This is a genomic window from Parerythrobacter lacustris (assembly GCF_024626475.1).
Lineage (GTDB): Bacteria > Pseudomonadota > Alphaproteobacteria > Sphingomonadales > Sphingomonadaceae > Parerythrobacter_A > Parerythrobacter_A lacustris.
Genome location: NZ_JANKHH010000007.1, coordinates 28,368 through 52,523, shown reverse-complemented (window position 1 = coordinate 52,523; position 24,156 = coordinate 28,368). Strand labels below are relative to the sequence as shown.

Here is a 24,156-nt window from a genome sequence, read left to right as displayed (position 1 = left end):
AAACACAAAGGATCGGGTGCAATGAAAAGCTGTCTCATCGTCGACGATTCTCGGGTAATCCGCAAAGTCTCGCGGCACATCCTCGAGTCGCTCAAATTCACGGTCGACGAGGCCGAGAACGGGAAGGAAGGGCTCGAAAAGTGCCGCGAGGCCATGCCCGACGTGGTTCTTCTCGACTGGAACATGCCGGTCATGACCGGGATCGAGTTCATCACCCTGCTGCGACAGCAACCGGGCGGGGACAGACCGAAGGTCGTCTTTTGCACCACCGAAAACGACATCGCCCATATCCGCGAGGCGATCAGTGCAGGTGCGGACGAATATGTGATGAAGCCGTTCGACCACGAGACCCTGCAGATCAAGCTCCAGCTCGTCGGCATGGCCTGAGGTCTCCGCAATGGGCGTGGCGACAAATATAGCGACGCCGCCCGGCGCACGGCTCTTGCGTCCGACCAGGGTCATGATCGTCGACGATTCGCTGACGGTCCGCTCGGTCCTGTCGCGCACCATCGAGAGCGCAGGCGACCTCGAAGTGGTATCACGCGTCAGCAGCGCCGAGCTGGGCTTGCGCGAGCTTGACCAGACAATGCCCGATGTCGTTGTGCTCGATCTCGAAATGCCCGGAATGGGCGGCTTCAAGGCGCTGCCAAAGTTTCTTGCTGCTTCCCCGGCGGTGAAGGTGCTGGTCGTCTCCTCGCTGACCGAGGAAGGGGCGGAGGCGACGGTCGCTGCCCTGTCGATGGGCGCGGCCGACACCATGCCCAAGCCCCAGTCGAGAAAATTCGCCGAGGACTTCCGCGTCCAGCTGGTCGAGAAGATCCGGGCGCTCGGTGGTGGCCAGAACTCTCGCGCAGCCGGGCAGGCACCGCCTGTCTCGGCCCCGAGAATTGCGAGACCTGCGCGCAGGCCGCGCGTCATCGCGATCGGCGCCTCGACCGGCGGGATCCACGCGCTCAACCAGTTGTTGCGCGCTTGTCCCGCTTCGGTCGACGTTCCGATCCTCGTAACCCAGCATTTGCCGGGATCGTTCCTCCCGGTATTCGCCAAACAGGTGGAAAGTGCATCGGGCCGCAAGGCAATCGTGGTCGACAATGACACGATTGTTAAGCAGGGAATGATCCATATCGCCCCTGGCCACGGCCATATGACCCTGCGCGAATTCGCTGGCGAGTTGCGCGTGCGGATCATCGAAGGAGCGATGCCGAGCGGTTGCACGCCTTCGGTCGACCCGATGTTCGAAAGTCTTGCAACGGCCGTTGGTGGCGAGGCGCTCGGCGTCGTCCTGTCAGGCATGGGCAAGGATGGCGCGGTCGGTGCCAAGGCGCTGGTCGATGCGGGCGGTACGATTTTCGCGCAGGATCAGGAAAGCTCCGCCGTGTGGGGGATGCCCCGTGCGGTTGCCGAACGGGGACTTGCCTCCGCCATCCTGCCTCCGGGCAAGCTGGCCCTTCGCATGGCCGCGCTGCTTGAGGCCGGCGTATGGAAGTGAGCGAGGCCTCCCACCGCGTCATCGCCGATCTGCTCGAAGCGCGTACCGGCCAGCACATGAGCGAAGGCCGTCGCTGGCGCGTAACCACCGCGCTGGCAGGTCTGTTCCGCGAACAGGGCATCAGCAATGTCGACCAGCTTGCCTGCATGCTGGCCGAACCGGGTACTGAAGACCTGTCCAAGCGGGTGGTCGAAGCACTGCTCAACAACGAGACCTATTTCTTCCGCGACCGCGCGATGTTCGACCAGCTCGCCGCCAAGGTACTACCCGATCTCGCGCGAAAGCGCTTCGCCACGAAGCGGCTCGCCATCTGGTCGGCCGGCTGCTCGTCCGGTCAGGAAGCGCTGTCGGTGGCCATGCTGATCCTCGACCAGCCAGGTCTGTGGAAGGACTGGACGATCGACATCGTCGGCACCGATGTGTCCGAGAAAGCGATCGAAGCGGCGCGCGACGCCTGCTACAGCCAGTTCGAAATCCAGCGCGGTCTGGGCGTGGGCCAAATGCTGACCCATTTCGAAGAGACGCCGCACGGCTGGCGCGCGAAGCGCAATCTCAGGACCATGGTGCGGTACCGGCAGCGCAATCTGCTTGGCCCGGTGGAGATCGCTGAGCGGTTCGACCTCGTTTTGTGTCGCAATGTATTGCTCTATTTTGATCCCGTCCGGCGTGAAGCCGCGTTCGACCGACTGGCCGGCAGCCTGCGGCCCGACGGCTGGTTGCTGCTTGGCGCGGGCGAAACCGCCTTGGGGCGCACGACGCGCTTCCGCCCGACGGAGGGGCATCAGGGCTTGTTCGTCCGCACCTCCGAGCACGAGGCGCAGCAGCGCCACGTAATCACACACGGCGCCCGCAGGGTGGCTCGCCGCGGCTCGAGTTAACCTGACCTTAGGGACGTTTGGTTAGCACCGGGAAGATCGGTGCAACTCGCCCGAGTATGGGGAGCGCAATGTTCGAATCCTGGCGGAAATTCAGCGTCTCGCCGCGAACGCTGGTCGTTGCGCCGCTGGTTGTGCTGACACTGATATTCGGCGGAGTGACGGCCGTTCTCCTGACCAGCACCATGAACTCCGGCGCGACATTCTCGCTTATCGTCGGCGGGATCGCAATTTATGCCGCATCGGCAGCCCTGCTGTGCCGCATCGGCATGGCAGGCATTGCCGAACTCGAGACCCTGGGGCTGACCGACAGCCTGTCCCTCCTCCCCAATCGGCGGGCGATGCATGGTGCCATTCGCCAGGGTTTGGCGAACCATGATGAAGTTGCCGTTGCGCTGATCGATCTTGACGGGTTCAAGATGGTCAATGACCTCTACGGTCACGCCGTCGGCGACAAGTTGATCCGGGAAGCGGCCAGCGTCCTGCTCGATGTCTGTGATACGGAGGCGAAGACCTTTCGCCTTGGCGGCGACGAATTTGCCATCTGCATGTCCGGTCCGCTGTGCAATACGCTGCTCGAAGGCATCTGCCGCGCAATTCTGGAGCGTCTGACCAACCCCATTCCGGTCGAGGATCGAAGGATTGCGGTCGGCGCCAGCATCGGCCTGTCGTACAGCACACGCGCAGACGCACTCGACTCTTCCGAACTGCTGCGCCGCGCGGATGTCGCAATGTATGCGTCCAAGCGAGGCGGCAAGATGCGCTGCACCTGGTTCAAACAGGCATTCGACCGCAACCTCGAAGCGATCCGCGACATGGATACAGAACTGCGCAAGGCGCTGCTCGATGGGGAGCTCGCAGTCCATTACCAGCCGCTGGTGGATGCCCAGTCGCATCAGGTCGTAGCGGTCGAATCGCTGTTGCGCTGGCACCGGCCCGACGGAAAGGTGATCGGACCCAATATCTTCATCCCGGTCGCCGAGGAATCGGGCCTGATCAATGCCATCGGCCTGTTCGTGCTGCGCCAGAGCTGCCGTGACGCGCTGGAGTGGAGCGGGATCAAGCTGTCGGTCAATATTTCGGCTGCCCAGCTCCGCAATCCCGAATTCCCGATCCAGCTCGGCCAGATTCTCGAGGAAACCGGTTTCGAGCCCGAACGGCTCGAACTCGAAATCACCGAGACCTGTCTCGTTCTCGATCCGGTGGTGGCGGAACGCAGCCTCGACATCATCAGGGGATTCGGGGTCAACGTGGTGCTCGACGATTTCGGGACCGGCTACGCCTCGATCGGTTTCCTGCGCCAGTTCCGCTTCGAGAAACTCAAGCTCGACCGTTCACTGGTTGTCGACTCCGAAGGGGACGAAGGTTCGCGTGCGATGATGCTGTCCAGCATCTCGATGGCGCAAGCGCTCAAGATGCATGTCACTGCCGAGGGTGTCGAAACCCAAGCCCAGGCCGACCTCGTTCGGGCAGCCGGCTGCGACCAGATCCAGGGCTGGCTCTATTTCAAGGCCATGCCAAGAGAAGAAATCGCCCAGCACCTTAGTCAGTTGACGCCAGAAGGCCCCCCCGAAAGGAAGCAAGCATGAACGCGCAGACCGATATTCTCGCGCAGGAACTCTCGCGCGAGATTGCCGCAGTCGAGATCGATTATGCCGAGGAAAGCAGGCAGAGTTCGGCGCTTGCACGCTGGTTCATGATGAAACCGCTGGCAATGAAGGCAAAGATCGCCTCGGTTTTCACGATGTCGGGCCTTGCTGTGGTGATCGCGGCCGCGCTCTACGGTTTCGCAAATCCGGAGGCGGTGCCAGTGATGCGGGCCGCAATTCTTGCGATCGCCGCCGTCACGATCGTCCTCGCTCTGGTAAGCCTCAAGTTCATTCTCGATCAGGTCATCGCGCCATTTCTCGAAATCACGGACGGGATGCGCCGGCTTGCCTCGGGCGAGCGTGACATCGCATCGACCGGCACCAAGCGCCCCGACGAGATCGGCGATCTGGCCCGCGCGCTCGAAGTGTTCCTCAAATCGGGGCACAAGCTCGACGAGCTGATGGCCGGGCGCAAGGCGGCGGCCGAGGCGCGCAAGCAGGAACTGGCGATGTTCGCCAACCGGTTCGAGCAGCAGGTCGGCGAAATCGTCGGCGGCGTAGCTTCGGCGTCGAGCCAGCTCCAGGCCACCGCCAGTTCGATGGCTGCCGCTGCCGAGCAAGCGACGAACCAAGCGGGGATGGTGGTGGACTCGATGAAAGAAGCATCGACCGGCGTTACCGCCGCTGCTGCCGCGAGTGACGAGTTTGCCATGTCGATCGGCGAGATCAGTCGGCAAGCCGCTTCATCGGCCGAGCTGGCCCGCAAGGCATCGGATTCGGCTGAGAAGGCCGACGAGACTATCTCGGCCCTCTCGTCTTCGGCGGCACAGGTCGGCGATATCGTCGAGCTGATCCAGTCGATCGCCAAGCGCACCAATCTGCTCGCGCTCAACGCCTCGATCGAGGCGGCACGCGGGGGGGAGGCGGGCCGCGGCTTTGCGGTCGTGGCCTCCGAGGTCAAGGAACTCGCCGCACAAACCAGCCGCGCGACCGAAGAAGTTTCGGCCCAGATCCGCGCGATGCAGGATTCGACCGGCAACAGCGTCAAGGTGCTGCGCGAGATCGGCCACCAGATCGAACAGCTCGAAGCAACCGCGATCTCGATCGCCTCTGCGGTCGACCAGCAGTCGGTTGCCGGGCAGGATCTCGCGCGCAGCATCGACCTCGCCGCGCGCAGCAGCGACGAGGTGTCGAGCCGCATCGTAGAGGTGCGCGAGACCGCCATGTCGACCGGCGCGGCCGCCTCGCAGGTGCTCAGCTCGGCGACTGAGCTCGAGGGCCAGGCAGCCAATATGCGCAATCAGGTCAGCGAGTTTCTCGCCCGCGTGCGACAGGGGTAAGACACCGGAATCACCGGCATTTTCGGTCCCCAAGCGGACTTGTGGATTCGCCTGCGATGCCATAGCATCCCGTCCCGGGGGGACGATGGATGCTGGGGACAATCGCGCAAGACCTGGTCCGGGCAAGCCGCCGCAACAAGGCTTGGCAGTTCGTCGCACTGATTTCGGCATGCCTCGCCCAGCCGCTTGCCGCGCAGGAAACGGGCGAGTCTCCCAATCTGGTCGAGGCTGTCGCCGCCTACAATCGCGGCGAATTCGAAGAAGCGCTGGTGCTTTCGCAGCAGGCGATCGATGCGCTAGGTGCTGAGAGCGATGCGACGGCTGCGGCGCGGACCGCTGCCACGCATGGCGCAATCCTGATCGCGTTGGAGCGGCCCGGAGACGCGGTGCCGCTGCTCGAAGCTGCTTACCGCAATGCCGATACAGCGCTAGGCCGCACCGACCCGGCGACGCTCTACGTGCACTACACCTATGGCATGGCGCTGTTTCACACCGGGAGGATGCACGAAGCTCATGTGGTGCTGACCGCACACCGCGAGGCGGAGAACGAAGCGCTCGGCCGCGACGATTTGCTCGACATGCAGCGTTATTCCGCTGCCAGCCTGACGCATCTCTCGTCGCTCGCCCAGGCACGCATGCGAACCGGCAATATCGACGGCGGTCTTGCGCTGTTCACCGGCGATCTGGAAGCGATCAATATCGGGGTTGGCGACATGCGGGCGCGAACCGATTTCCTCGCCGATATTTACGAGTTTCACGACGAGATCGACCGGCTCGGAGATATCCCGCTCGAAGAGGCGGCTAGCTACGTCTCGCGCAGCGAGGCCTTGGGCGATTACGCCGGCGACAATGTCTACGACCAGCTCTATTATCTCGCCCGGATCAACGAAGGTGCCGGCAAGCTGGCGGAAGCGAGAGCACTCGACCTGCGCATTCCTTGGCGGGTGGAGGACCTCTTCTGGGCGGCGGAGGAAACGGATGAAACCGCCGCGTTCGCCCTGCTCGCCGAAGCTGCGGGAAAGCTTCAGGCCAATTGCGAGATCATCTGCTCAAATAGCGCCGCATTGATCGAAATCCGCGAGTTCCAAGGGCGGCGGCTCGACTTCAAGGGCGACGATGCAGGCGCGGCGAAGGCCTATGAAGGCGCGCTATACGCAGCACAGCGCAGCTATCCGCGCGACGAAGCGAAGATCATCAGCCTGCAGGACGAACTCCTCTATTACTACGATCGCCTCGGACGCACCGAGGATATGACGGCGATGAAGCTGGAGCGGGATGGGACCGAGCCGGACCCCGATCTCGACGGGAATGTCGCGCTGACCATCGCGCGGCGGCTGCGTGAATTGGGTTTTGCCAATCGAGCGGATGCGATCGTCGCCAAGCAGATGGCCTGCGCCTACCCGGACCCGACCGGCAAGGAAACTTTCTACCAGCCATGCAGCAGCGCGTGGATGGCAATGAGCGAGTATTCCAAGACGCTCGACCCCAAGCGCGAAAAGGACAAGGCGGAATTCTACCGCCTGCCGCAGGAGGCTATCTCAGCCTATCTGAAGAACGACGGCGAAACCGCCCGCGCCAAGGCCGACCGGCTGGTCGATCTCGGCTTGAAACTGTTCGAGCCGACCGATCACAATCTCTACCTCGCAATGGGAATCTACCGGGGGGTTTCCAGTTGGCAATACGCCAAGCCCTACGAGATTCCCGCAAGATGGCGCATTTGCGAACTGAGCACCGCTACCCTTGCCCGCCTCGAAGCCCAGGCAAAGGCAGAGGCGGCGGCCCGAGCGTCCTTGACGGATGACATGACCCCGCCTCCGATGATGGCGGTTTCCGTCCGCGCGCCCGAACCTTATTTCAGTTTCGGTTACGGACATCTGTCGCCGCAGGACCCCAAGGGCGCATTTTACAACGCGCTGAAGGGTGGCCTGCAGGGCTATGCCGCCGACTGCCTGATCGAGGGACGTCCCGAAGACGCGGTAAGGTTTCTCGACTGGGCGGCTACCGCTGCCGACAGCATGGGCTACCCTCTGGGGGATCAGGAAGGCATACTCCTTACCAAGGCCCAGCTCGAGCGCGAAATGGGCCGGACCGGTGATGCGGAGCGGTCGTATCTGCGCCTGGTCGATGCCTATCTGTCGGGAAAGGCGAAAGAACCTGGCACCATCTACATCGGAGGAAGCTTTTTCGAATCGCGCAAAGCGCTTCAGGAACTGATCCAGTTCTACTCCCAGCTTGGCAAGGCCGAACAGCTCCTGATCCTGCTCACCAAGATGGAGGAATCGGGCCAGTTCGGAAACAAGGAATACTCCGGTTCCGAAACCCAGTTCCGCCCCATCCGCGAAGCCATGTTCATAATCTTCCTCGCCAAGCGCGAGATCGACAAGGCAGCGAAGATCCTGCCCTATCTCGAACCGTGGAGTGTGATCGCCGAAGCCAGGTACGGCAGGATGTCCGAAGACGAACTGGCCGAGTTCGAACGCCAGCAAATCTCGAGCTGGGCCTTGCATCTGGCAGAGTTTGCCGAGGCTTCGGGAGAAAGCGAGAAGGCACTCGATTACATCTCCGAAGCGATCGACGCCAACGATGCCTATCTCGCCGCGCAGCCCGCAATGCCCGAAGAGCGGTTCGACATTCGGGGATTCCTGCTCAATGGGCGGTTGTATTCGATGAGAGCAGGTATCTTCGGTCGGATGGCGCTTTGGCCCGAAGCGCTCGAAGCTATGCAAGGCAGCGGGATCTTCGAATTCGGCGATACGCTGATCGAATTCGCGCGAAAGGAGATTGGGCCGGAAGCAAGCGACGCGCAGCTTCTCGCATTGATGGCAAGCGACAAGAGTATGGGCCAGTTGTTCGCAGTCTACGCGGCAGCCTATGCTGCGGCGGCGGAAGCCGCAATGCGCGCAGGCGATGAGGCCGCTGCCGAGCGCTATCTGCAGCGATCGCTCGACTTCCCGCAAGATACGCGGTGGAGCCTGTTTCAGCAGCAGACCCGCTATGTCGGCGTTGCACTGGGTGTCCGAAAAGCCGAATGGCGCGCCCGCGGGCTCGAGAGCGCCAAATCGCTGGTCGAAGGCCTGGAGCAGCAATGGAGGCTCGCGAGTCGCAGTTCGCTCGATGCCGGCATGCAGCTCGATATGATGCAGATGGCTCCGGCCATGTTCGGCGAAGTGCTCGCGCTGTGGTGGCGCGAAAAGGCCGACGGTGGCACGCCCGCCAGCGATGAACAGGTGTTCCGCAACATCCAGTGGTCGATCATGGGGGCCGCCGACCTGGCGATCGCGCAGTCGATCGCGCGCAGCTCGCTGACGAATGACGATCCGGCGTTCAACGATCTCATCGCCGAGCGCGATCTGGTGTCGTCGACCTTGTACAAGAATGCCCGCACCGGACAGGAGGTCAAATACGGCGAACAGGGAGAGAGCGAGTTCTCCGCCAATGTGGACCGGTTGCGCGCGATCGAAGACAAGATCGCCACCGATTATCCGCGCTTCTACGAGATTACCACATCGGAACCGGTCGAGCTGGACAAGGTCCAGGGCCTGTTGTCCGAGGACGAAGCCATGCTGCTCGTTTCACCCGGCCGGTTCGGCACACAGATGGTGATGGTCACCCGCGACGGCATGCGGTGGCAGCAATCCGACATGACGCTGGACGAGGTCGATCTGGCGGTGCGCCGGCTGCGCTTCTTCCTCGGCGCGGGCAATGCCTCTGCTGCCGAAACCCGCGAATGGTCGGCAGCGGTCGATGGCGGCTGGCAAGGGTTCGACCGCGAGACCGCCAACCGGCTGTACCGCGAGTTCATTACGCCGTTCGCCGATCTGCTCGATGGCCGCAAGAAGCTGCTGGTTTCGCCGGGTGGTCCGCTCGGGTCGCTCCCCTTCTCGGTGCTGGTAAGCGAGATCGCATCCGGCCGCGACGACGATCCGGATACGCTGCGCGCGACACGCTGGTTGATCGACGAGTTCGAACTGACCCAGATCCCTGCAGTGCGGTCCTTCGTGCTGCTGCGCGAAGAGAAGCGCGTGCGCTCTGTCGGGGACCTTTCGTTCGCGGGCTTCGGCGATCCGCTGCTCGAAGGCGAAGCCAAGGCGCGCGGTGCGCGCGGAACGCGCGGCCCGAAGGAAGTGATCGGCGATTTGTGGAACGGTGCCGCCATCGACCTTGCGGTGCTGCGCAAGATGGATCGGCTGCCCGGCACCGCGCGGGAATTGCAAAGCCTGCGCGAGGCCTTCGGATCACCCGAGTCTTCGGTCAAACTTGGCGTGGCGGCGACCGAACGACTGGTCCGTACGAGCGACCTGAAGCAGGTCGATGTGATCGCCTTTGCCACCCACGGCATCATGGCGGGCGAGGTAAAGGGACTTGCCGAGCCGGGACTGATCTTTTCGCCCCCGCAGGAAGCCACCGCGATGGACGACGGCTACCTCACCGCGTCGGAAATCGCCGGGCTCGACCTTTCGGCCGAATGGATCATTCTGTCGGCGTGCAACACGGCGGCATCGGACGGGAAAGCGGGCGCCTCGGCCCTGTCCGGACTTGCCCGGTCTTTCTTCCACGCCGGAGCGCGCAGCCTCCTCGTCTCGCACTGGTATATCCGTGACGATGTTGCTGCGCTGCTTACGGCAAAGGCGGTCGAAGCAAGGCGGGATGATCCGCAAATCTCGCGCGCAGGAGCGTTGCAGGCCGCGATGACGAGCATCCGCGTCGACAAATCCGCCGACGGCAAGCAACCGAACGATCGCGGCGAACTGGTCGAGACGAGCTGGGCGCATCCGAGCGCCTGGGCTCCCTTCACGCTGGTCAGCGGAGAGTAGTCGGCGGCAAGGCAACACACATCAGGCAACAAAAAAGCCGCCCGAAGGCGGCTTGTTGGTGGTGGTTGCGGGGGTTGGATTTGAACCAACGACCTTCAGGTTATGAGCCTGACGAGCTACCGGACTGCTCCACCCCGCGGCACCTGTCTGTTTGCCTCAATCGCCGGTGTCGACATCCGTCGACTTGGCTTTCCTCCGCGCGGAGCGCTTCGGGCGGCCGGTCGGCCTTGCGAAACCCGTCGGGTTTCGATGGCGAACAAATCCGGCGTTCCGGCTTTCGCCAGAGACGCCAAAAGGGCTGCCCTTGTGGGGTCAGCCCTTCGACTTGTGAATGGGTTTGTTACCTCCATGCCCGCCGGCTGTAATGCCTGGCGACGACCTACTCTTCCAACGCTTGAGCGTTAGTACCATCGGCGCTGTCCGGTTTCACGGCCGAGTTCGAGATGGGATCGGGTGGGTCACAGACGCTATGGTCACCAAGCAATAAAGCAGGCGGACACTGGTTTTGACCGGCGATGCCGGTCGTATAACCTGGGGGTTTAAATCGATGCACTTTTATCAAGGGTATTGGGCGATTGATCTGGCTGTGACGTCTTCCGACATCATCGATGATCGAACCTTTCCAGTTTCCTGGCAGGGCTGACATTGATGGTGCAGATTCATCAAGCATGATCAGAGTTATTAGGACCGATTAGCTCCACACATTACTGCGCTTCCACACCCGGCCTATCAACGTGATGGTCTATCACGACTCGAAGATACCTAATCTTAAGGGAGGCTTCCCGCTTAGATGCTTTCAGCGGTTATCCCGTCCATACATAGCTACCCTGCGGCACCCTTGGCAGGATGACAGGTACACCAGAGGTATGTTCACCCCGGTCCTCTCGTACTAGGGGCAACTCCTTTCAAGTATCGACGCCCACGGCAGATAGGGACCAAACTGTCTCGCGACGTTCTGAACCCAGCTCACGTACCACTTTAATTGGCGAACAGCCAAACCCTTGGGACCTGCTCCAGCCCCAGGATGTGATGAGCCGACATCGAGGTGCCAAACGATTCCGTCGATATGAGCTCTTGGGAATCATCAGCCTGTTATCCCCGGCGTACCTTTTATCCGTTGAGCGATGGCCCTTCCACGAGGGACCACCGGATCACTATGACCGACTTTCGTCTCTGCTCGACTCGTCAGTCTCGCAGTCAGGCAGGCTTATGCCATTGCACTCTAACAGCCGGTTTCCAACCGGCCTGAGCCTACCATCGCGCGCCTCCGTTACTCTTTAGGAGGCGACCGCCCCAGTCAAACTACCCGCCACAGAGGGTCCCAACACCGGATAACGGTGCGTGGTTAGACATCAGAAAACAGCAGGGTGGTATTTCACCTATGGCTCCACTCGGACTGGCGCCCAAGTTTCAAAGCCTCCCACCTATGCTACACAACTCTTTCCTAATGCCACTCTGAAGCTGCAGTAAAGGTGCACGGGGTCTTTCCGTCTAACCGCGGGTACTCCGCATCTTCACGGAGAATTCAATTTCGCTGAGCATATCCTGGAGACAGTGGGGAAGTCGTTACGCCATTCGTGCAGGTCGGAACTTACCCGACAAGGAATTTCGCTACCTTAGGACCGTTATAGTTACGGCCGCCGTTTACTTGGGCTTCAATTCGGAGCTTGCACTCCTCCTCTTAACCTTCAAGCACCGGGCAGGCGTCAGACCCTATACGTCGTCTTGAAGCCGACTTAGCAGAGTCCTGTGTTTTTGCTAAACAGTCGCTACCCCCTGGCCTGTGCCCCCCACCAAAAGTTGCCTTAAGATGGGGCCTCCTTCTTCCGAAGGTACGGAGGCAATTTGCCGAGTTCCTTCAGGATACTTCTCTCAAGCGCCTTGGTATACTCTACCTGACCACCTGTGTCGGTTTCGGGTACGGTCTATACGGAGAGGCTATTTCCTGGAACCGCTTGGCTGCATGTCCAATCCAATAAGGACACACAACTTCCACGATCCGTCACACATCTCCAGGCCCACGAATATTAACGTGGTTCCCATCGACTACCCCCTTCGGGCTCGTCTTAGGGGCCGGCTCACCCTGCGCCGATTAGCGTTGCGCAGGAACCCTTGGTCTTTCGGCGAGAGGGTATCTCACCCTCTTTGTCGCTACTCATGTCAGCATTCGCACTTCCGATATGTCCACCGTCGGTTACCCTTCGGCTTCAACCACTTACGGAACGCTCCGCTACCGCTCAGAATAAATTCTGAACCCTAAGCTTCGGTGCATCACTTTAGCCCCGTTACATCTTCGCCGCAGGATCTCTTATTTAGACCAGTGAGCTGTTACGCTTTCTTTAAAGGATGGCTGCTTCTAAGCCAACCTCCTGGTTGTTTTGGAAATCCCACATGCTTTCCCACTTAGTGATGACTTGGGGACCTTAGCTGTAGGTTAGGGCTGTTTCCCTTTTGACGACGGACCTTAGCACCCGCCGTCTGTCTGCCGGATAAGACTCGATGGTATTCGGAGTTTGGTTAGGTTTGGTACCGCTCGCGCAGCCCTAGCCCATCCAGTGCTCTACCCCCATCGGCATACGTCCGACGCTCTACCTCAATAGATTTCGCGGAGAACCAGCTATTTCCCGGCTTGATTGGCCTTTCACCCCTAAACACAGCTCATCCGAGAATTTTTCAACATTCACCGGTTCGGTCCTCCAGTGCGTGTTACCGCACCTTCAACCTGGCCATGCCTAGATCGCCGGGGTTCGGGTCTAATCCACCATACTCAGTCGCCCTATTCAGACTCGCTTTCGCTGCGCCTACACCTAACGGCTTAAGCTTGCATGGTAGATTAAGTCACTGACCCATTATGCAAGAGGTACGCGGTCACCCCCTATGGGGCTCCCACTGCTTGTAAGCATTCGGTTTCAGGTACTATTTCACTCCCCTAATCGGGGTGCTTTTCACCTTTCCCTCACGGTACTGTGTTCGCTATCGGTCACATACGAGTATTTAGGCTTGGAGGGTGGTCCCCCCATGTTCAGACAGGATTTCACGTGTCCCGCCCTACTCGAGTCCTTCATGATCATTTTCGCGTACGGGGCTATCACCCACTATGGCCACACTTTCCAGAGTGTTCCGCTAATTTACATGAAGGCACTGGCCTGGTCCCGGTTCGCTCGCCACTACTACGGGAATCTCGGTTGATGTCTTTTCCTCCAGGTACTGAGATGTTTCAGTTCCCCGGGTTCGCTTCACCAAGCCTATATATTCAGCTCGGTAATACCCTATCCACCTCTTTCCGGACCACCGAAGTGGGCCGAAAGGAAATGGTGAGGGTGGGTTTCCCCATTCGGAAATCGTCGGATCAAAGTTTGCTCACAACTCCCCGACGCTTATCGCAGCGTGCCACGTCCTTCATCGCCTGTATGTGCCAAGGCATCCACCAAATGCTCTTACCTCACGCTTGAGAATCCACACCATCAACGACAGGCCTGCATAAAAGCCGATCGCTTGAAGATAGTGCGGAAGATATCTCAGCCAGATAATCAATTTGATTATTTGTGATGATATCAATCGCGCAGATCGCGGCCCCGAAGGCCCGCACCTTTACGACGATACCGCCACGGCATCGATTTAAAAACCCATTCACAATGTCAAAGAACGGCGACCAGATGTCGCCTACCTGCCGAAGCAGGATCTGTTTTCGTTTCATCTATCGGATATGTTCTTGCGGCGCTCCTGCGGAAAACCGCTACGCGCAAGTGCCTGGTGGAGCCTATCGGGATCGAACCGATGACCTGATGCTTGCAAAGCAACCGCTCTCCCAGCTGAGCTAAGGCCCCTAAGGCCAGGCGCTTGGTGGGCCGAGGAGGATTTGAACCTCCGACCTCACCCTTATCAGGGGTGCGCTCTAACCAACTGAGCTACCGGCCCGCCCGACCCGAACCGGCCAAAAGGCCGCGGGCGGCAAGAGCCAGCTCAGGCAAACAGCACGCAAGTTTCCCTGCGAGCTGTATCCGATGATGAAAGGACATGAGGACGACGGCAATGTTCTTTGGAAGAGGAGGAAGCACTTCCGACTGCAAGAGCCGGCGCTTTCCGCCAATATCCTTAGAAAGGAGGTGATCCAGCCGCAGGTTCCCCTACGGCTACCTTGTTACGACTTCACCCCAGTCGCTAAGCCCACCGTGGTCGCCTGCCTCTCTTGCGAGTTAGCGCAACGCCTTCGGGTGAACCCAACTCCCATGGTGTGACGGGCGGTGTGTACAAGGCCTGGGAACGTATTCACCGCGGCATGCTGATCCGCGATTACTAGCGATTCCGCCTTCATGCTCTCGAGTTGCAGAGAACAATCCGAACTGAGACGTCTTTTAGAGATTAGCATGACCTCGCGGTCTAGCTGCCCACTGTCAACGCCATTGTAGCACGTGTGTAGCCCAGCCTGTAAGGGCCATGAGGACTTGACGTCATCCCCACCTTCCTCCGGCTTATCACCGGCAGTTTCCTTAAAGTGCCCAACTTAATGATGGCAACTAAGGACGAGGGTTGCGCTCGTTGCGGGACTTAACCCAACATCTCACGACACGAGCTGACGACAGCCATGCAGCACCTGTCACTAGGTCCCCGAAGGGAAGAAATCTGTCTCCAGAAGTCGTCCTAGGATGTCAAAGGCTGGTAAGGTTCTGCGCGTTGCTTCGAATTAAACCACATGCTCCACCGCTTGTGCAGGCCCCCGTCAATTCCTTTGAGTTTTAATCTTGCGACCGTACTCCCCAGGCGGATAACTTAATGCGTTAGCTGCGCCACCCAAGTTCTATGAACCCGGACAGCTAGTTATCATCGTTTACGGCGTGGACTACCAGGGTATCTAATCCTGTTTGCTCCCCACGCTTTCGCACCTCAGCGTCAATACCTGTCCAGCGAGTCGCCTTCGCCACTGGTGTTCTTCCGAATATCTACGAATTTCACCTCTACACTCGGAATTCCACTCGCCTCTCCAGGATTCTAGCAATCTAGTTTCAGAGGCAGTTCCGGGGTTGAGCCCCGGGATTTCACCCCTGACTTGGATCGCCGCCTACGCGCGCTTTACGCCCAGTAATTCCGAACAACGCTAGCTCCCTCCGTATTACCGCGGCTGCTGGCACGGAGTTAGCCGGAGCTTATTCTCCAGGTACTGTCATTATCATCCCTGGTAAAAGAGCTTTACAACCCTAAGGCCTTCATCACTCACGCGGCATTGCTGGATCAGGCTTTCGCCCATTGTCCAATATTCCCCACTGCTGCCTCCCGTAGGAGTCTGGGCCGTGTCTCAGTCCCAGTGTGGCTGATCATCCTCTCAGACCAGCTATGGATCGTCGCCTTGGTAGGCCTTTACCCTACCAACTAGCTAATCCAACGCGGGCCCATCCAAAGGCGATAAATCTTTGGTCCGAAGACATTATCCGGTATTAGCTCAAATTTCTCTGAGTTATTCCGAACCTAAGGGCAGGTTCCCACGCGTTACGCACCCGTGCGCCACTAGACCCGAAGGTCTCGTTCGACTTGCATGTGTTAGGCATGCCGCCAGCGTTCGTTCTGAGCCAGGATCAAACTCTCAAGTTTGTGTCATACACCAAACCGGCACGGTAAACCGCAAACCGGCAAGGCGTAAGCTTCAAGGAGCCGATACCTGCACTGTCAAACGTAATGGATACGAATGAACATGCATCATCGCAACTGATCGTGGTGATCAGCAGGATGTGGCAATCGGCTTGTTTTAACAGGTATCCGGAGCCTTAAAATCCCCGGACCTGGCGCCGTCGCCCACATGTCCCTTCATCAAAAACCAACAATGTCAAAGAGCCGCCAAGACATCAAAAGGCGGACAACAATGGAGCCCCGATTTTCACCGGGGGACCGGTTGTCCGTTTGATTTTGGCGACCGAAGCAGCAGGGCCGGTGGAAACCGTCAGTGCCGCGTCGGTGAGGGCCATCTATGCCCGTCGCCGGATTCGGTCAACGCCTTTTTGCAATTTTATTTCACAAAAGTCACAATACTACGAAAATTCAAAGGCTTGTCCTCTAGGCGGCCTGACAGCCAACTGAAGAGCAAGCCCGTGAAATCAGCGGTTTGCGGCCGATATTGCCCGCTCCTTGCTGGATTCAGGGTGAATCGGGCTCTCGATTCCCGTGGCGCGCTTGCCGGATTCTTCACCTTTCAGGGTTAACCGCGCCTTGTGAGTACGTCCAACCCGCCCATTCAACCCGATGATTCGGGATTCGCGTCGCGTGTGCGCAGCGCGCTTGTATGGCGGTGGGGGAGTCAGGTGCTCGCGCAGGCGATCACCTGGGCGAGCACGATCGCCGTGTTCCGAATTCTTGAGCCGAGCGATTACGGCCTGTTCGCGATGACGCAGGCGGTGCTCGCTGCGCTCGCCTTCCTCAACGGCTATTCCTTCGCAACCTCGCTTATCCAGGCGGACGACGTGAGCGAGCGCCGGATCGGGCAGGTGTTCGGCATGCTGATCGTTGCCAACGCGGGCATTGCCTTGGCGCAGGTGCTGATCGCCCCGTCAGTCGCGGCATATTATGGCGAGCCGGAGGTCGCCGACATGCTGCGCATCCAGGCGCTGATCTTCCTCGCGACACCGTTCATCGCCTTGCCCTCGGCCCTCCTTGCGCGGCGGATCGAATTTCGCAGTCAGGGACTGGTAAACCTGCTTTGCGCGCTGGTCGGCGCGGCAGTGGCGTTGATCCTCGCGCTCGAAGGCTTCGGCGTCTGGGCGCTGGTTTACGCACCGATTGCCATGGCGGGCGTGCGCGCGCTGGGACTGACGATCTCCGCGCGATTGCTGGTAAAGCCGGTGTTCGATTTCCGCGGCGCGGGCGATATCGTGTCCTTCGGCGGGGCGCTGACGCTGTGCCAGCTACTATGGATCGTCCAGAGCCAGAGCGACATCTTTATCGCCGGGCGCAGCTTTTCGACCCACGATCTCGGCATCTACGCCGAATCGCTGTTCCTTGCGCTGGTCGTGACCGGGCGTTTTCTCCCGCCGATCAACGAAGTCGCCTTCCCCGCCTATGCCGAGCTGCACAAGATGAACCGCCCGCTCGCACCCTATTTCATCCGTACGGTCCGCACGGTGATGCTGGTGACTGCGCCGCTGTATGTCGGGCTGTCGCTCACGGCGGGTCCGGCGATCCTGACCATCGGCGGCGAGAAATGGGCCGAGATGATCCCGATAATTGCCGGCCTGGCCCTCGCCATGCCCCTATTTGCGATGCAGATCGTCTGCTCCCCCGCCACCAACGCAATCGGCCGACCGCGCATCTATGTAGCGACCAGCCTGGCCGGCGCGATCATCTTTCCGCTGGCCTTCAGTTTCGGAATTGCCGGAGGGCCGATGGGTCTGGTCCATGCATGGTGGGTCGCTTCCCCGGCGCTGCTGGTGATCACGCTCGTGCTCACCATGCGGGCGATCGAGGCGTCTTTCCGCGATCTGCTGGCCGAACTCGCGCCGATCGCCGCTGCCTGCCTCGCGATGGCGGCGACCGTGTACTGGGCAAGCCTGCCGGTGGCCGGATGGGCACCGCCGCTCCAGCTACTCGCGCTCGCCCCGCTCGGCGCGCTCACCTATGGTATAGTCCTGTGGCTTGCCCGGCCGCAGATCCTGCGCGAGAGCTGGGCGATGGTCCGCCCCCCTGCCCGCCAGGATGCGGCGTTCGCGCCCGCCGAATAGGCGTTCGTCGATACGGTTTTGCCGCAGCGATCAGGCGTGGTATCCTCCGTGGCACAAAATACGGAGAGGACGGCGCATGGTTTTCACTCCATTGCTTGCCGCAGCACTTGCGAGCACGAACGCGAACAGCGCGATCCCGGTGCCGCAGGAAGTTGCCGAACCGGCACTGCAAGCAGAGACAGCCGGACCCGAACCGCAGCTGGTTGAGGTCAACCAGGACTTCTACGAGCGGATGACCGTGCCGGTAACGATCGACGGACAGGGCCCCTTCCGCTTCATGATCGATACCGGCTCACAGGCCACCGTGGTGACCGAAGGTCTCAAGGACAAGCTGGGGCTCGAGCTGATCGGGACCGCAACACTGGTCGGCATGGCCAGTCGCGTGCCGGTCGAGATTTTCGAGGTCAACGGCCTTCAATTCGCATCCCGGACGTTCGACAACATCGAAGCGCCGATGCTCAAGGAACGCAACATCGGGGCGGACGGTATCCTCGGGCTCGACAGCCTGCAGGATTTGCGCGTCATGATCGATTTCCGGACCGATACGATCGCGGTCGACGATGCCAAGGCGCTCGGCGGCAACCAGGGCTTCGAGATCATCGTCCGGGCGCGCCATCGGCTCGGCCGCCTGATCATAACGCAGGCCAAAATCGACGGAGTCACCACCGCGATCATCGTCGATACCGGCGCCCAGAACAGCATCGGCAATCGCGCGCTTCAGCGCAAGCTGCGCGCGCGCAACCAGGCGGAATTCGTCACCACCGACGTCAACGGGGTCGACCTGGTCGGCAATCTTTCGCTTGCCAAGTCGCTCGATATCCAGGGCCTGCGGCTGCAGAATCTCAGCATCGCCTATGCCGATGCACCGGCCTTCGAGGCGCTCGGCCTCGACAAAAGGCCGGCACTGATCCTCGGCATGCGCGATCTCAGACTGTTCGACCGCATCGCGATCGATTTCGAAAGCCGCCGGATATTGTTCGACGTGCCGAGTGGGGCTTCGGGAAATCAAGGTCTTTACCGAAATACGTTTTTCCCGTCGCGACTGTAGATTGCTCTGCATATGTCGGGCCAGCCGAAGCGTCCGACACGGCTGCGGCCGACGCCGGGCCGCGCGATAAGGCGTTGCCGATCCGCGGCCCAGGCCCCACATGGACCAACGCATGCCGCCCGACGCCGCCACCCCCGCACCTGACGACTACGACGGCTGGGCCACCCTCAGGCGGTTCCTGCCCTATCTCTGGCCGCACGATCACCCAGCGCTGAAGCGCCGGATCATCGGTGCCATGCTGCTGGTGCTGGCGGCGAAGGCGACCACGCTGGCCTTACCCTTTGCTTACAAGAGCGCCGTCGACGCGATGACCACCCCGGCCAACGAAGCTGCGATGGTCGCGCTTGCCTTCGTCCTCGCCTACGCCGCCGGACGCTTCGCCTCGGTGGTTTTCGACAACACGCGCAACATAGTGTTCGAGCGGGTCGGGCAAGAAGCGACGCGGCACCTGGCGGAAGACACCTTCGCGCGCCTCCACCGGCTGAGCCTGCGGTTCCACCTCTCCCGCCGCACCGGCGAGGTGACCAAAACCATCGAGCGCGGGACCAAGAGCATCGATTCGATGCTCTATTTCCTGCTGTTCAACATCGCCCCGACGGTGCTCGAACTGATTGCGGTGGCGGTGATCTTCTACCTCAATTTCGGGTGGGAACTGGTCGCCGCCACGGCGGTCACCGTGGTGACTTACGTCGCGATAACCCGCTGGATCACCGAATGGCGCACCAAGCTACGCAAGGAGATGAACGATCTCGACGGGCAGGCGCTCTCCCGCGCGGTCGACTCGCTGCTGAACTACGAAACGGTCAAATATTTCGGTGCCGAGGCTCGCGAGCGCGAGCGCTACGGACGCGCCGCGCGCGACTATGCCGAAGCCGCGGTGAAGAGCGAGAATTCGCTCGGCTTGCTCAATATCTCGCAGGCGCTGGTCATGAACCTGCTGATGGCTGCGGCAATGGGCTACACCGTGTGGGGCTGGAGCCGCGGACAGCTGACCACCGGCGACCTGGTGCTGGTCAACACCTACCTCGTCCAGCTGTTTCGCCCGCTCGATATGCTCGGCATGGTCTATCGCACGATCCGCCAGGGGCTGATCGACATGGCGGCGATGTTCCGGCTGATCGATACCCGGCTGGAGGTCGAGGACACACCGGGCGCGCCTGCGCTGATGGTGCAGCACCCCACCGTGCAGTTCGAGGACGTTGTGTTCGGTTACGATCCCGACCGCACGATCCTGCACGGGCTCAGCTTCGAGGTTCCGGCCGGCAACCGCACCGCGATCGTCGGTCCGTCGGGAGCAGGCAAGAGCACCATCGCGCGGCTGCTGTTCCGCTTCTACGACCCAGGGGAAGGCCGGATCCTGATCGACGGGCAGGACATCGCGCTGGTGACGCAGGCCAGCCTGCGCGCGCATATCGGCATCGTCCCGCAGGATAGCGTGCTGTTCAACGAAACCATCGGTTACAACATCGCCTATGGCCGCGACGGGGCGACGCAGGACGACATCCTGCGCGCGGCACAGGGTGCGGCGATCCTGCCGCTTATCGAACGCCTGCCAAGGGGCCTCGACACCGAGGTCGGTGAGCGCGGCCTCAAGCTGTCGGGGGGCGAGAAGCAACGCGTCGCCATCGCCCGCACGCTGGTCAAGAACCCGCCGATCCTGCTGCTCGACGAAGCCACCAGCGCGCTCGACACCGGAACCGAGCAAGCGATCCTCGAAACGCTGCGCCGCGTGTCGGAGAACCGCACAACGCTGTCGATTGCGCACCGCCTTTCGACCATCGCCGATGCCGACGAAATCCTGGTGATGGACCACGGCCGGATCGTCGAGCGCGGCAGCCACCGCGCGCTGCTGCGCCACGACGGACTTTATGCCGAAATGTGGACCCGGCAGCAGGCGGAGCGGGAGGACATCCCCGCCGCCGCCGCCGAATAGCCGCTACTCGCCTGCCGCCGGAGTCTGCGTCAAAGCCGCGCTCGAAAGGTCGAGCTCGTCGGCCATGATCACCTCGACATCTGGCCGGATTGCCCTGACCCCGTCGAGGAACTGGCGCGCGTCGCCCACGATCACGATCGTCGCACGCGCAGGATCGACGAATTCGGCCGCTGCGGCGTTCGCGGCCGCAGGATCGACCGCGTCGAGCCGCGCGGCATATTGCATCGCCTCCGCCGGAGCGAGGCCTTGCTGGAGCAGCCCGGCGACGATCCCGTTGAAGCCTGCGCTGGTTTCGAGCGCGCGCGAATAGCCGCCCGACAGGAACAACCGCCGCTTGGCCAGCAAATCCTCGCTCAGTGGATCGCTCCCCAAGCGGGCGAACTCGTCGAGGAATATCTTCGCCACCTCATCGGCGGTCTCGTTCTTGGTCTGCGCGCTGGCCGACAACAGCGAAGCGTCGGCCCGGTCGGCAAATCCGGAATAGGCACCGTAGCTGAGCGACCGCTTGGTACGGATTTCCTCGAACAGCCGCCCGCTCGATCCGCCGCCGAGCACACTGTTGGCGAGCTGGAGCGGGAAGTACCCGGCATCGGATCGCGCGGGCGCGCGGACCGAGGCGACGACGGCGGCCTGCCCAGCTTCGGGCAAGTCGATCACGATGGTGCGGACCGGCTGCGGTTCGCCTGCAGGAACTGCCTCGATCAGCGGCTCGGGCACAGCCGGGTCCCAGTCGCCGAACAGGTCGCGCGCCAATTCGGTTGCATCCCCCGAAGCGATGCCTCCACTGATGACTATGCGGGCGCCCGATGGTTGCCAGTAGGTCGTCCGGTGATCGACCAGGTCTTGCGCGGTGATTGCAGCGAGGCTTTCGCTCGTCCCGCCGGGCTGCGAGCCGTAGGGCGCATCGCCATACATTGCGACCCGCAGGACATAGTTTGCAAGGCTCCCCGGATCCTTCAGATCGACCTGCAACCCGTCGATTGCGCGCTTGCGTTCGCGCTCGAGTTCGTCTTGCGGATAGAGCGCGTTGCGCACGACATCGGCCATCACCATTCCTGCGGCTGCGATATTGGCCGTCGGGGCGGTCAGGCTGAACACGGTGCCGTCCGGGCCTGCTCCGGCAGACAGCGAAGCGCCGAGGCTCTCCAGCCGCGCCGCGATCGCCCCTGCAGTCATGGTCGCCGTGCCCTTGTCGGCCAGCGCGGCGGCCATCTGCGCCACCCCGGCCTTGTCGCGCCGGTCGGTCTTGCTGCCACCGGGTAGGACGAGAGTCATGGTGGCGATCGGCACTTCCCCGGTCCGGGCGGCAACCACCCGCACACCGTTGGACAGCGTCGTTTCGGCGATTTGCGGCGCTGCCACGGCTGGCGATGCGCCGGGACCAGGCGGGTCCATCCGTTCGTCATCAGGCTTGACCATACGGATGGTGCCGGTTGCCGGTGGCAGTGTCACGAAAGTCGGCATCGGCACGGGATTGGCATAGGCCGATGGATCGTCCTCGCCCCTGGTGTAGGTGATGTCGGTGCGGGTCGAAGGGTCATAGTATTTCTGCGCAACCCGCTGGACATCTTCCACCGTGATCCCCGCGATAGCCGCAAGCCGCTTGTCGGCATGGAGCGGATCGCCGGTCGTCATCAGCGATTCGCCGAGCTCGAACGCCCGCCCGTTCGCGGTCTCGCGCCGGCGCAGTGCGCTGGCGATGATCTCGTTCTTCGCCTCGCGCAGTTCCTCTGCAGTGACCGGTTCGCTGCGCATCCGGTCGCGCTCGGCGACGAGAATCGTGCGGACCTCTTCCATATCGGCCTGCGGATTGATCACCGCGAACTGCGCCAGCACGCCGCCTTCCTCGCTGGTGGAGGCAAAGTGCGAGGCGTCGACCGCCTTGCCGCTGCGCACCAGCGCCTTGTGCATGCGGCTGTTGTCGCCGCGCGCCATGATCGCATCCATCACTTCCAGCGCCGCCATGTCGGGATGGGTTTCGCCGGGCAACTTCCAGATCGTGCCGACCAGCGGCAGCGGGACGGTGGGCGCGGTAGCGTTGACGGTGCGCGGTCCAGTCCGCTCCGGCTCGCGGGCATCGATCGTGACATCGACCGGGTTTCTGCGGCGCGGAATGTCGGCGAAATAGCGGTCGACCAGCGCACGCAAATTCCCGATCTCGAAATTGCCCGCCACGATCAGCGTAGCCGTATCGGGGCCGTAATAGGCTTCGTAGAACGCGCGCGCATCGTCGAGCGTGGCACTGTCGAGATCCTCGATGCTGCCGATGCCCGGACGGCGCTGGGGCAGCACGTCGTAGCCGTTCTCGGGAATCACGAAGCGCTGGAACCGGCCATAGGGCGGCGCGAGGACGCGCTGGCGCAGCTCTTCCTTCACCACCTCGCGCTCCTTGTCGAACACATCCTGGTCGACCACCGCCAACGCCATACGCTCGCGATGCGTCCACAGCATCGTCTCGAGATAGGCCGCCGGGACCTGTTCGTAGTAATTGGTCCGGTCGCTCCCGGTCGAGGCGTTGCGCGTGCCGCCGACGTCGGCGGTGAGCCCGTAGATCATGTTATAGGGCATGTTCTCGGTCTTGCGGCTGAGGATATGCTCGAACAGATGCGCGAAACCCGAGCGCTTGTCGGGATCGTTCTTCGAACCGACATCGTACCATAGCGAGGTGGTGACCGTGCCGGTGCCCGTGTCTGGCAGGGCGATCACCCGCAGACCATTGTCCAGCGTCCATTCGGTAAAGGCGATCTCCGGGGCGGAGAGCATCGGCCCGGACGCATCCTGCGCCGATCCTTCCTGCGCCGTTGCCGGACTGGCGACAGACAGCGCAAGGGTGGCGGTTCCGGCGGCGAGGAAAGCACGTAGCATCTAAATCTCCCGAATGGCTCGAGAGGAAGTCCTAGCCCCCGCCCTGCCCGGCTATCAAGCCAGGTGCCGGGATTTCTGCGAACAGCCCTTCAGCCACGACGAGCGTCGGCGGATAACGCCTCAAGCAATGCCAGTGCCTCCTCCGCTCGCGCGGCAGGCACGAACAGGTAATCGTGATGAAGCGCCGCAACGACATTGCAGGCGATCCCCGCATCGGCGAGCGCAGTCGCCACCGCCGCGGTCAGCCCGACGCCTTCGAGATCGGAATGGACCTGCAGCACGATGCGGCGGAAATCGGGGCCTGCTTGTCCGGCTTCATCGGCCACTGGAGAAGGCACGATCGCGCCTACGCCTTCGTCTTCACGGAAGGTCGCGATGGCCGCGCCGAGCAGTTGCGGGGCGGTGTCCGGGCTGACGAGCACAAACCGCCAGCGGCGCGGATCGAGCTGCGGGTCCATCGCCGCAATCATCGCTTCGCGCCCGGAGACCGGTCCGCCCAT

12 protein-coding genes, 3 tRNA genes and 3 rRNA genes are annotated in these 24,156 nt (G+C 61.7%); 9 read left to right on the top strand and 9 right to left on the bottom strand.

What is annotated here, in order from left to right; genetic code table 11:
- Positions 1 to 21 precede the first annotated feature (21 nt).
- The 6 genes from NSO95_RS12160 (at position 22) to NSO95_RS12135 (ending at position 10,107) form a co-directional block, all read left to right on the top strand.
- A complete protein-coding gene (locus NSO95_RS12160) occupies positions 22 to 387 on the top strand; it encodes a response regulator (RefSeq protein WP_257596536.1) in 366 nt (121 codons plus the stop codon).
- A gap of 73 nt (positions 388 to 460) precedes the next feature.
- On the top strand, positions 461 to 1,489 hold the full coding sequence (cheB, locus tag NSO95_RS12155) for a chemotaxis-specific protein-glutamate methyltransferase CheB (protein WP_257596535.1): 1,029 nt from the start codon (positions 461 to 463) through the stop codon (positions 1,487 to 1,489).
- Entirely contained in the window at positions 1,480 to 2,367 is an 888-nt protein-coding gene (locus NSO95_RS12150) for a CheR family methyltransferase (RefSeq protein ID WP_257596534.1), read from the top strand. Before cheB ends, NSO95_RS12150 begins: the two co-directional genes overlap by 10 nt.
- A 68-nt stretch (positions 2,368 to 2,435) precedes the next feature.
- On the top strand, positions 2,436 to 3,953 hold the full coding sequence (locus tag NSO95_RS12145) for a putative bifunctional diguanylate cyclase/phosphodiesterase (RefSeq protein WP_257596533.1): 1,518 nt from the start codon (positions 2,436 to 2,438) through the stop codon (positions 3,951 to 3,953).
- A complete protein-coding gene (locus tag NSO95_RS12140) occupies positions 3,950 to 5,293 on the top strand; it encodes a methyl-accepting chemotaxis protein (protein WP_257596532.1) in 1,344 nt (447 codons plus the stop codon). The genes NSO95_RS12145 and NSO95_RS12140 overlap by 4 nt, the downstream gene beginning before the upstream one ends.
- An 89-nt stretch (positions 5,294 to 5,382) precedes the next feature.
- Positions 5,383 to 10,107: a CHAT domain-containing tetratricopeptide repeat protein gene (locus tag NSO95_RS12135; RefSeq protein ID WP_257596531.1), complete on the top strand. Its 4,725-nt coding sequence runs from the start codon at positions 5,383 to 5,385 to the stop codon at positions 10,105 to 10,107.
- A 62-nt stretch (positions 10,108 to 10,169) separates the two neighbouring features.
- On the opposite strand, the gene NSO95_RS12130 is transcribed toward NSO95_RS12135, so the two are convergent.
- From NSO95_RS12130 to NSO95_RS12100, 7 genes are all read right to left on the bottom strand, one after another.
- Positions 10,170 to 10,246, bottom strand: a tRNA-Met gene (locus tag NSO95_RS12130).
- Positions 10,247 to 10,473: 227 nt separating this feature from the next.
- Positions 10,474 to 10,588: ribosomal RNA gene (gene rrf, locus NSO95_RS12125) — 5S ribosomal RNA — on the bottom strand.
- A gap of 180 nt (positions 10,589 to 10,768) precedes the next feature.
- Positions 10,769 to 13,558: ribosomal RNA gene (locus NSO95_RS12120) — 23S ribosomal RNA — on the bottom strand.
- The gene (locus NSO95_RS12115) at positions 13,550 to 13,804 is read right to left on the bottom strand and encodes a hypothetical protein (protein WP_257596530.1); all 255 of its coding nucleotides are present in this window, start codon (positions 13,802 to 13,804) and stop codon (positions 13,550 to 13,552) included. The genes NSO95_RS12120 and NSO95_RS12115 overlap by 9 nt, the downstream gene beginning before the upstream one ends.
- A gap of 54 nt (positions 13,805 to 13,858) precedes the next feature.
- Positions 13,859 to 13,934 (bottom strand) — tRNA-Ala (locus NSO95_RS12110).
- Positions 13,935 to 13,948: 14 nt separating this feature from the next.
- Positions 13,949 to 14,025: transfer RNA gene (locus NSO95_RS12105), tRNA-Ile, on the bottom strand.
- A 181-nt stretch (positions 14,026 to 14,206) separates the two neighbouring features.
- Positions 14,207 to 15,693: ribosomal RNA gene (locus NSO95_RS12100) — 16S ribosomal RNA — on the bottom strand.
- The 16S, 23S and 5S rRNA genes sit together here with 3 tRNA genes alongside, the layout of an rRNA operon.
- Before the next feature lie 614 nt (positions 15,694 to 16,307).
- Here NSO95_RS12100 and NSO95_RS15365 point away from each other — a divergent pair.
- From NSO95_RS15365 to NSO95_RS12085, 3 genes are all read left to right on the top strand, one after another.
- The gene (locus NSO95_RS15365; RefSeq protein WP_257596529.1) at positions 16,308 to 17,810 is read left to right on the top strand and encodes a lipopolysaccharide biosynthesis protein; all 1,503 of its coding nucleotides are present in this window, start codon (positions 16,308 to 16,310) and stop codon (positions 17,808 to 17,810) included.
- A gap of 76 nt (positions 17,811 to 17,886) precedes the next feature.
- Positions 17,887 to 18,858, top strand: coding sequence for a retroviral-like aspartic protease family protein (locus NSO95_RS12090; protein WP_257596528.1), 972 nt, complete (start codon positions 17,887 to 17,889; stop codon positions 18,856 to 18,858).
- Positions 18,859 to 18,970: 112 nt separating this feature from the next.
- Positions 18,971 to 20,791, top strand: a complete 1,821-nt coding sequence (locus NSO95_RS12085; protein WP_257597037.1) for an ABCB family ABC transporter ATP-binding protein/permease — start codon at positions 18,971 to 18,973, stop codon at positions 20,789 to 20,791.
- A gap of 3 nt (positions 20,792 to 20,794) precedes the next feature.
- Here NSO95_RS12085 and NSO95_RS12080 read toward each other — a convergent pair whose 3' ends face one another.
- Together NSO95_RS12080 and NSO95_RS12075 are read right to left on the bottom strand one after the other, a co-directional pair.
- Positions 20,795 to 23,656: a M16 family metallopeptidase gene (locus tag NSO95_RS12080; RefSeq protein WP_257596527.1), complete on the bottom strand. Its 2,862-nt coding sequence runs from the start codon at positions 23,654 to 23,656 to the stop codon at positions 20,795 to 20,797.
- 89 nt (positions 23,657 to 23,745) lie between these two features.
- Positions 23,746 to 24,156, bottom strand: a complete 411-nt coding sequence (locus tag NSO95_RS12075; protein WP_257596526.1) for an ACT domain-containing protein — start codon at positions 24,154 to 24,156, stop codon at positions 23,746 to 23,748.

Coding starts and splice junctions, on each gene's coding strand:
- NSO95_RS12160 (WP_257596536.1), top strand. CDS start 22: ATGAAAAGCTGTCTCATCGTCGACGATTCTCGGGTAATCCGCAAAGTC.
- cheB (WP_257596535.1), top strand. CDS start 461: ATGATCGTCGACGATTCGCTGACGGTCCGCTCGGTCCTGTCGCGCACC.
- NSO95_RS12150 (WP_257596534.1), top strand. CDS start 1,480: ATGGAAGTGAGCGAGGCCTCCCACCGCGTCATCGCCGATCTGCTCGAA.
- NSO95_RS12145 (WP_257596533.1), top strand. CDS start 2,436: ATGTTCGAATCCTGGCGGAAATTCAGCGTCTCGCCGCGAACGCTGGTC.
- NSO95_RS12140 (WP_257596532.1), top strand. CDS start 3,950: ATGAACGCGCAGACCGATATTCTCGCGCAGGAACTCTCGCGCGAGATT.
- NSO95_RS12135 (WP_257596531.1), top strand. CDS start 5,383: ATGCTGGGGACAATCGCGCAAGACCTGGTCCGGGCAAGCCGCCGCAAC.
- NSO95_RS12115 (WP_257596530.1), bottom strand. CDS start 13,804: ATGAAACGAAAACAGATCCTGCTTCGGCAGGTAGGCGACATCTGGTCG.
- NSO95_RS12090 (WP_257596528.1), top strand. CDS start 17,887: ATGGTTTTCACTCCATTGCTTGCCGCAGCACTTGCGAGCACGAACGCG.
- NSO95_RS12085 (WP_257597037.1), top strand. CDS start 18,971: ATGCCGCCCGACGCCGCCACCCCCGCACCTGACGACTACGACGGCTGG.
- NSO95_RS12080 (WP_257596527.1), bottom strand. CDS start 23,656: ATGCTACGTGCTTTCCTCGCCGCCGGAACCGCCACCCTTGCGCTGTCT.
- NSO95_RS12075 (WP_257596526.1), bottom strand. CDS start 24,156: ATGGGCGGACCGGTCTCCGGGCGCGAAGCGATGATTGCGGCGATGGAC.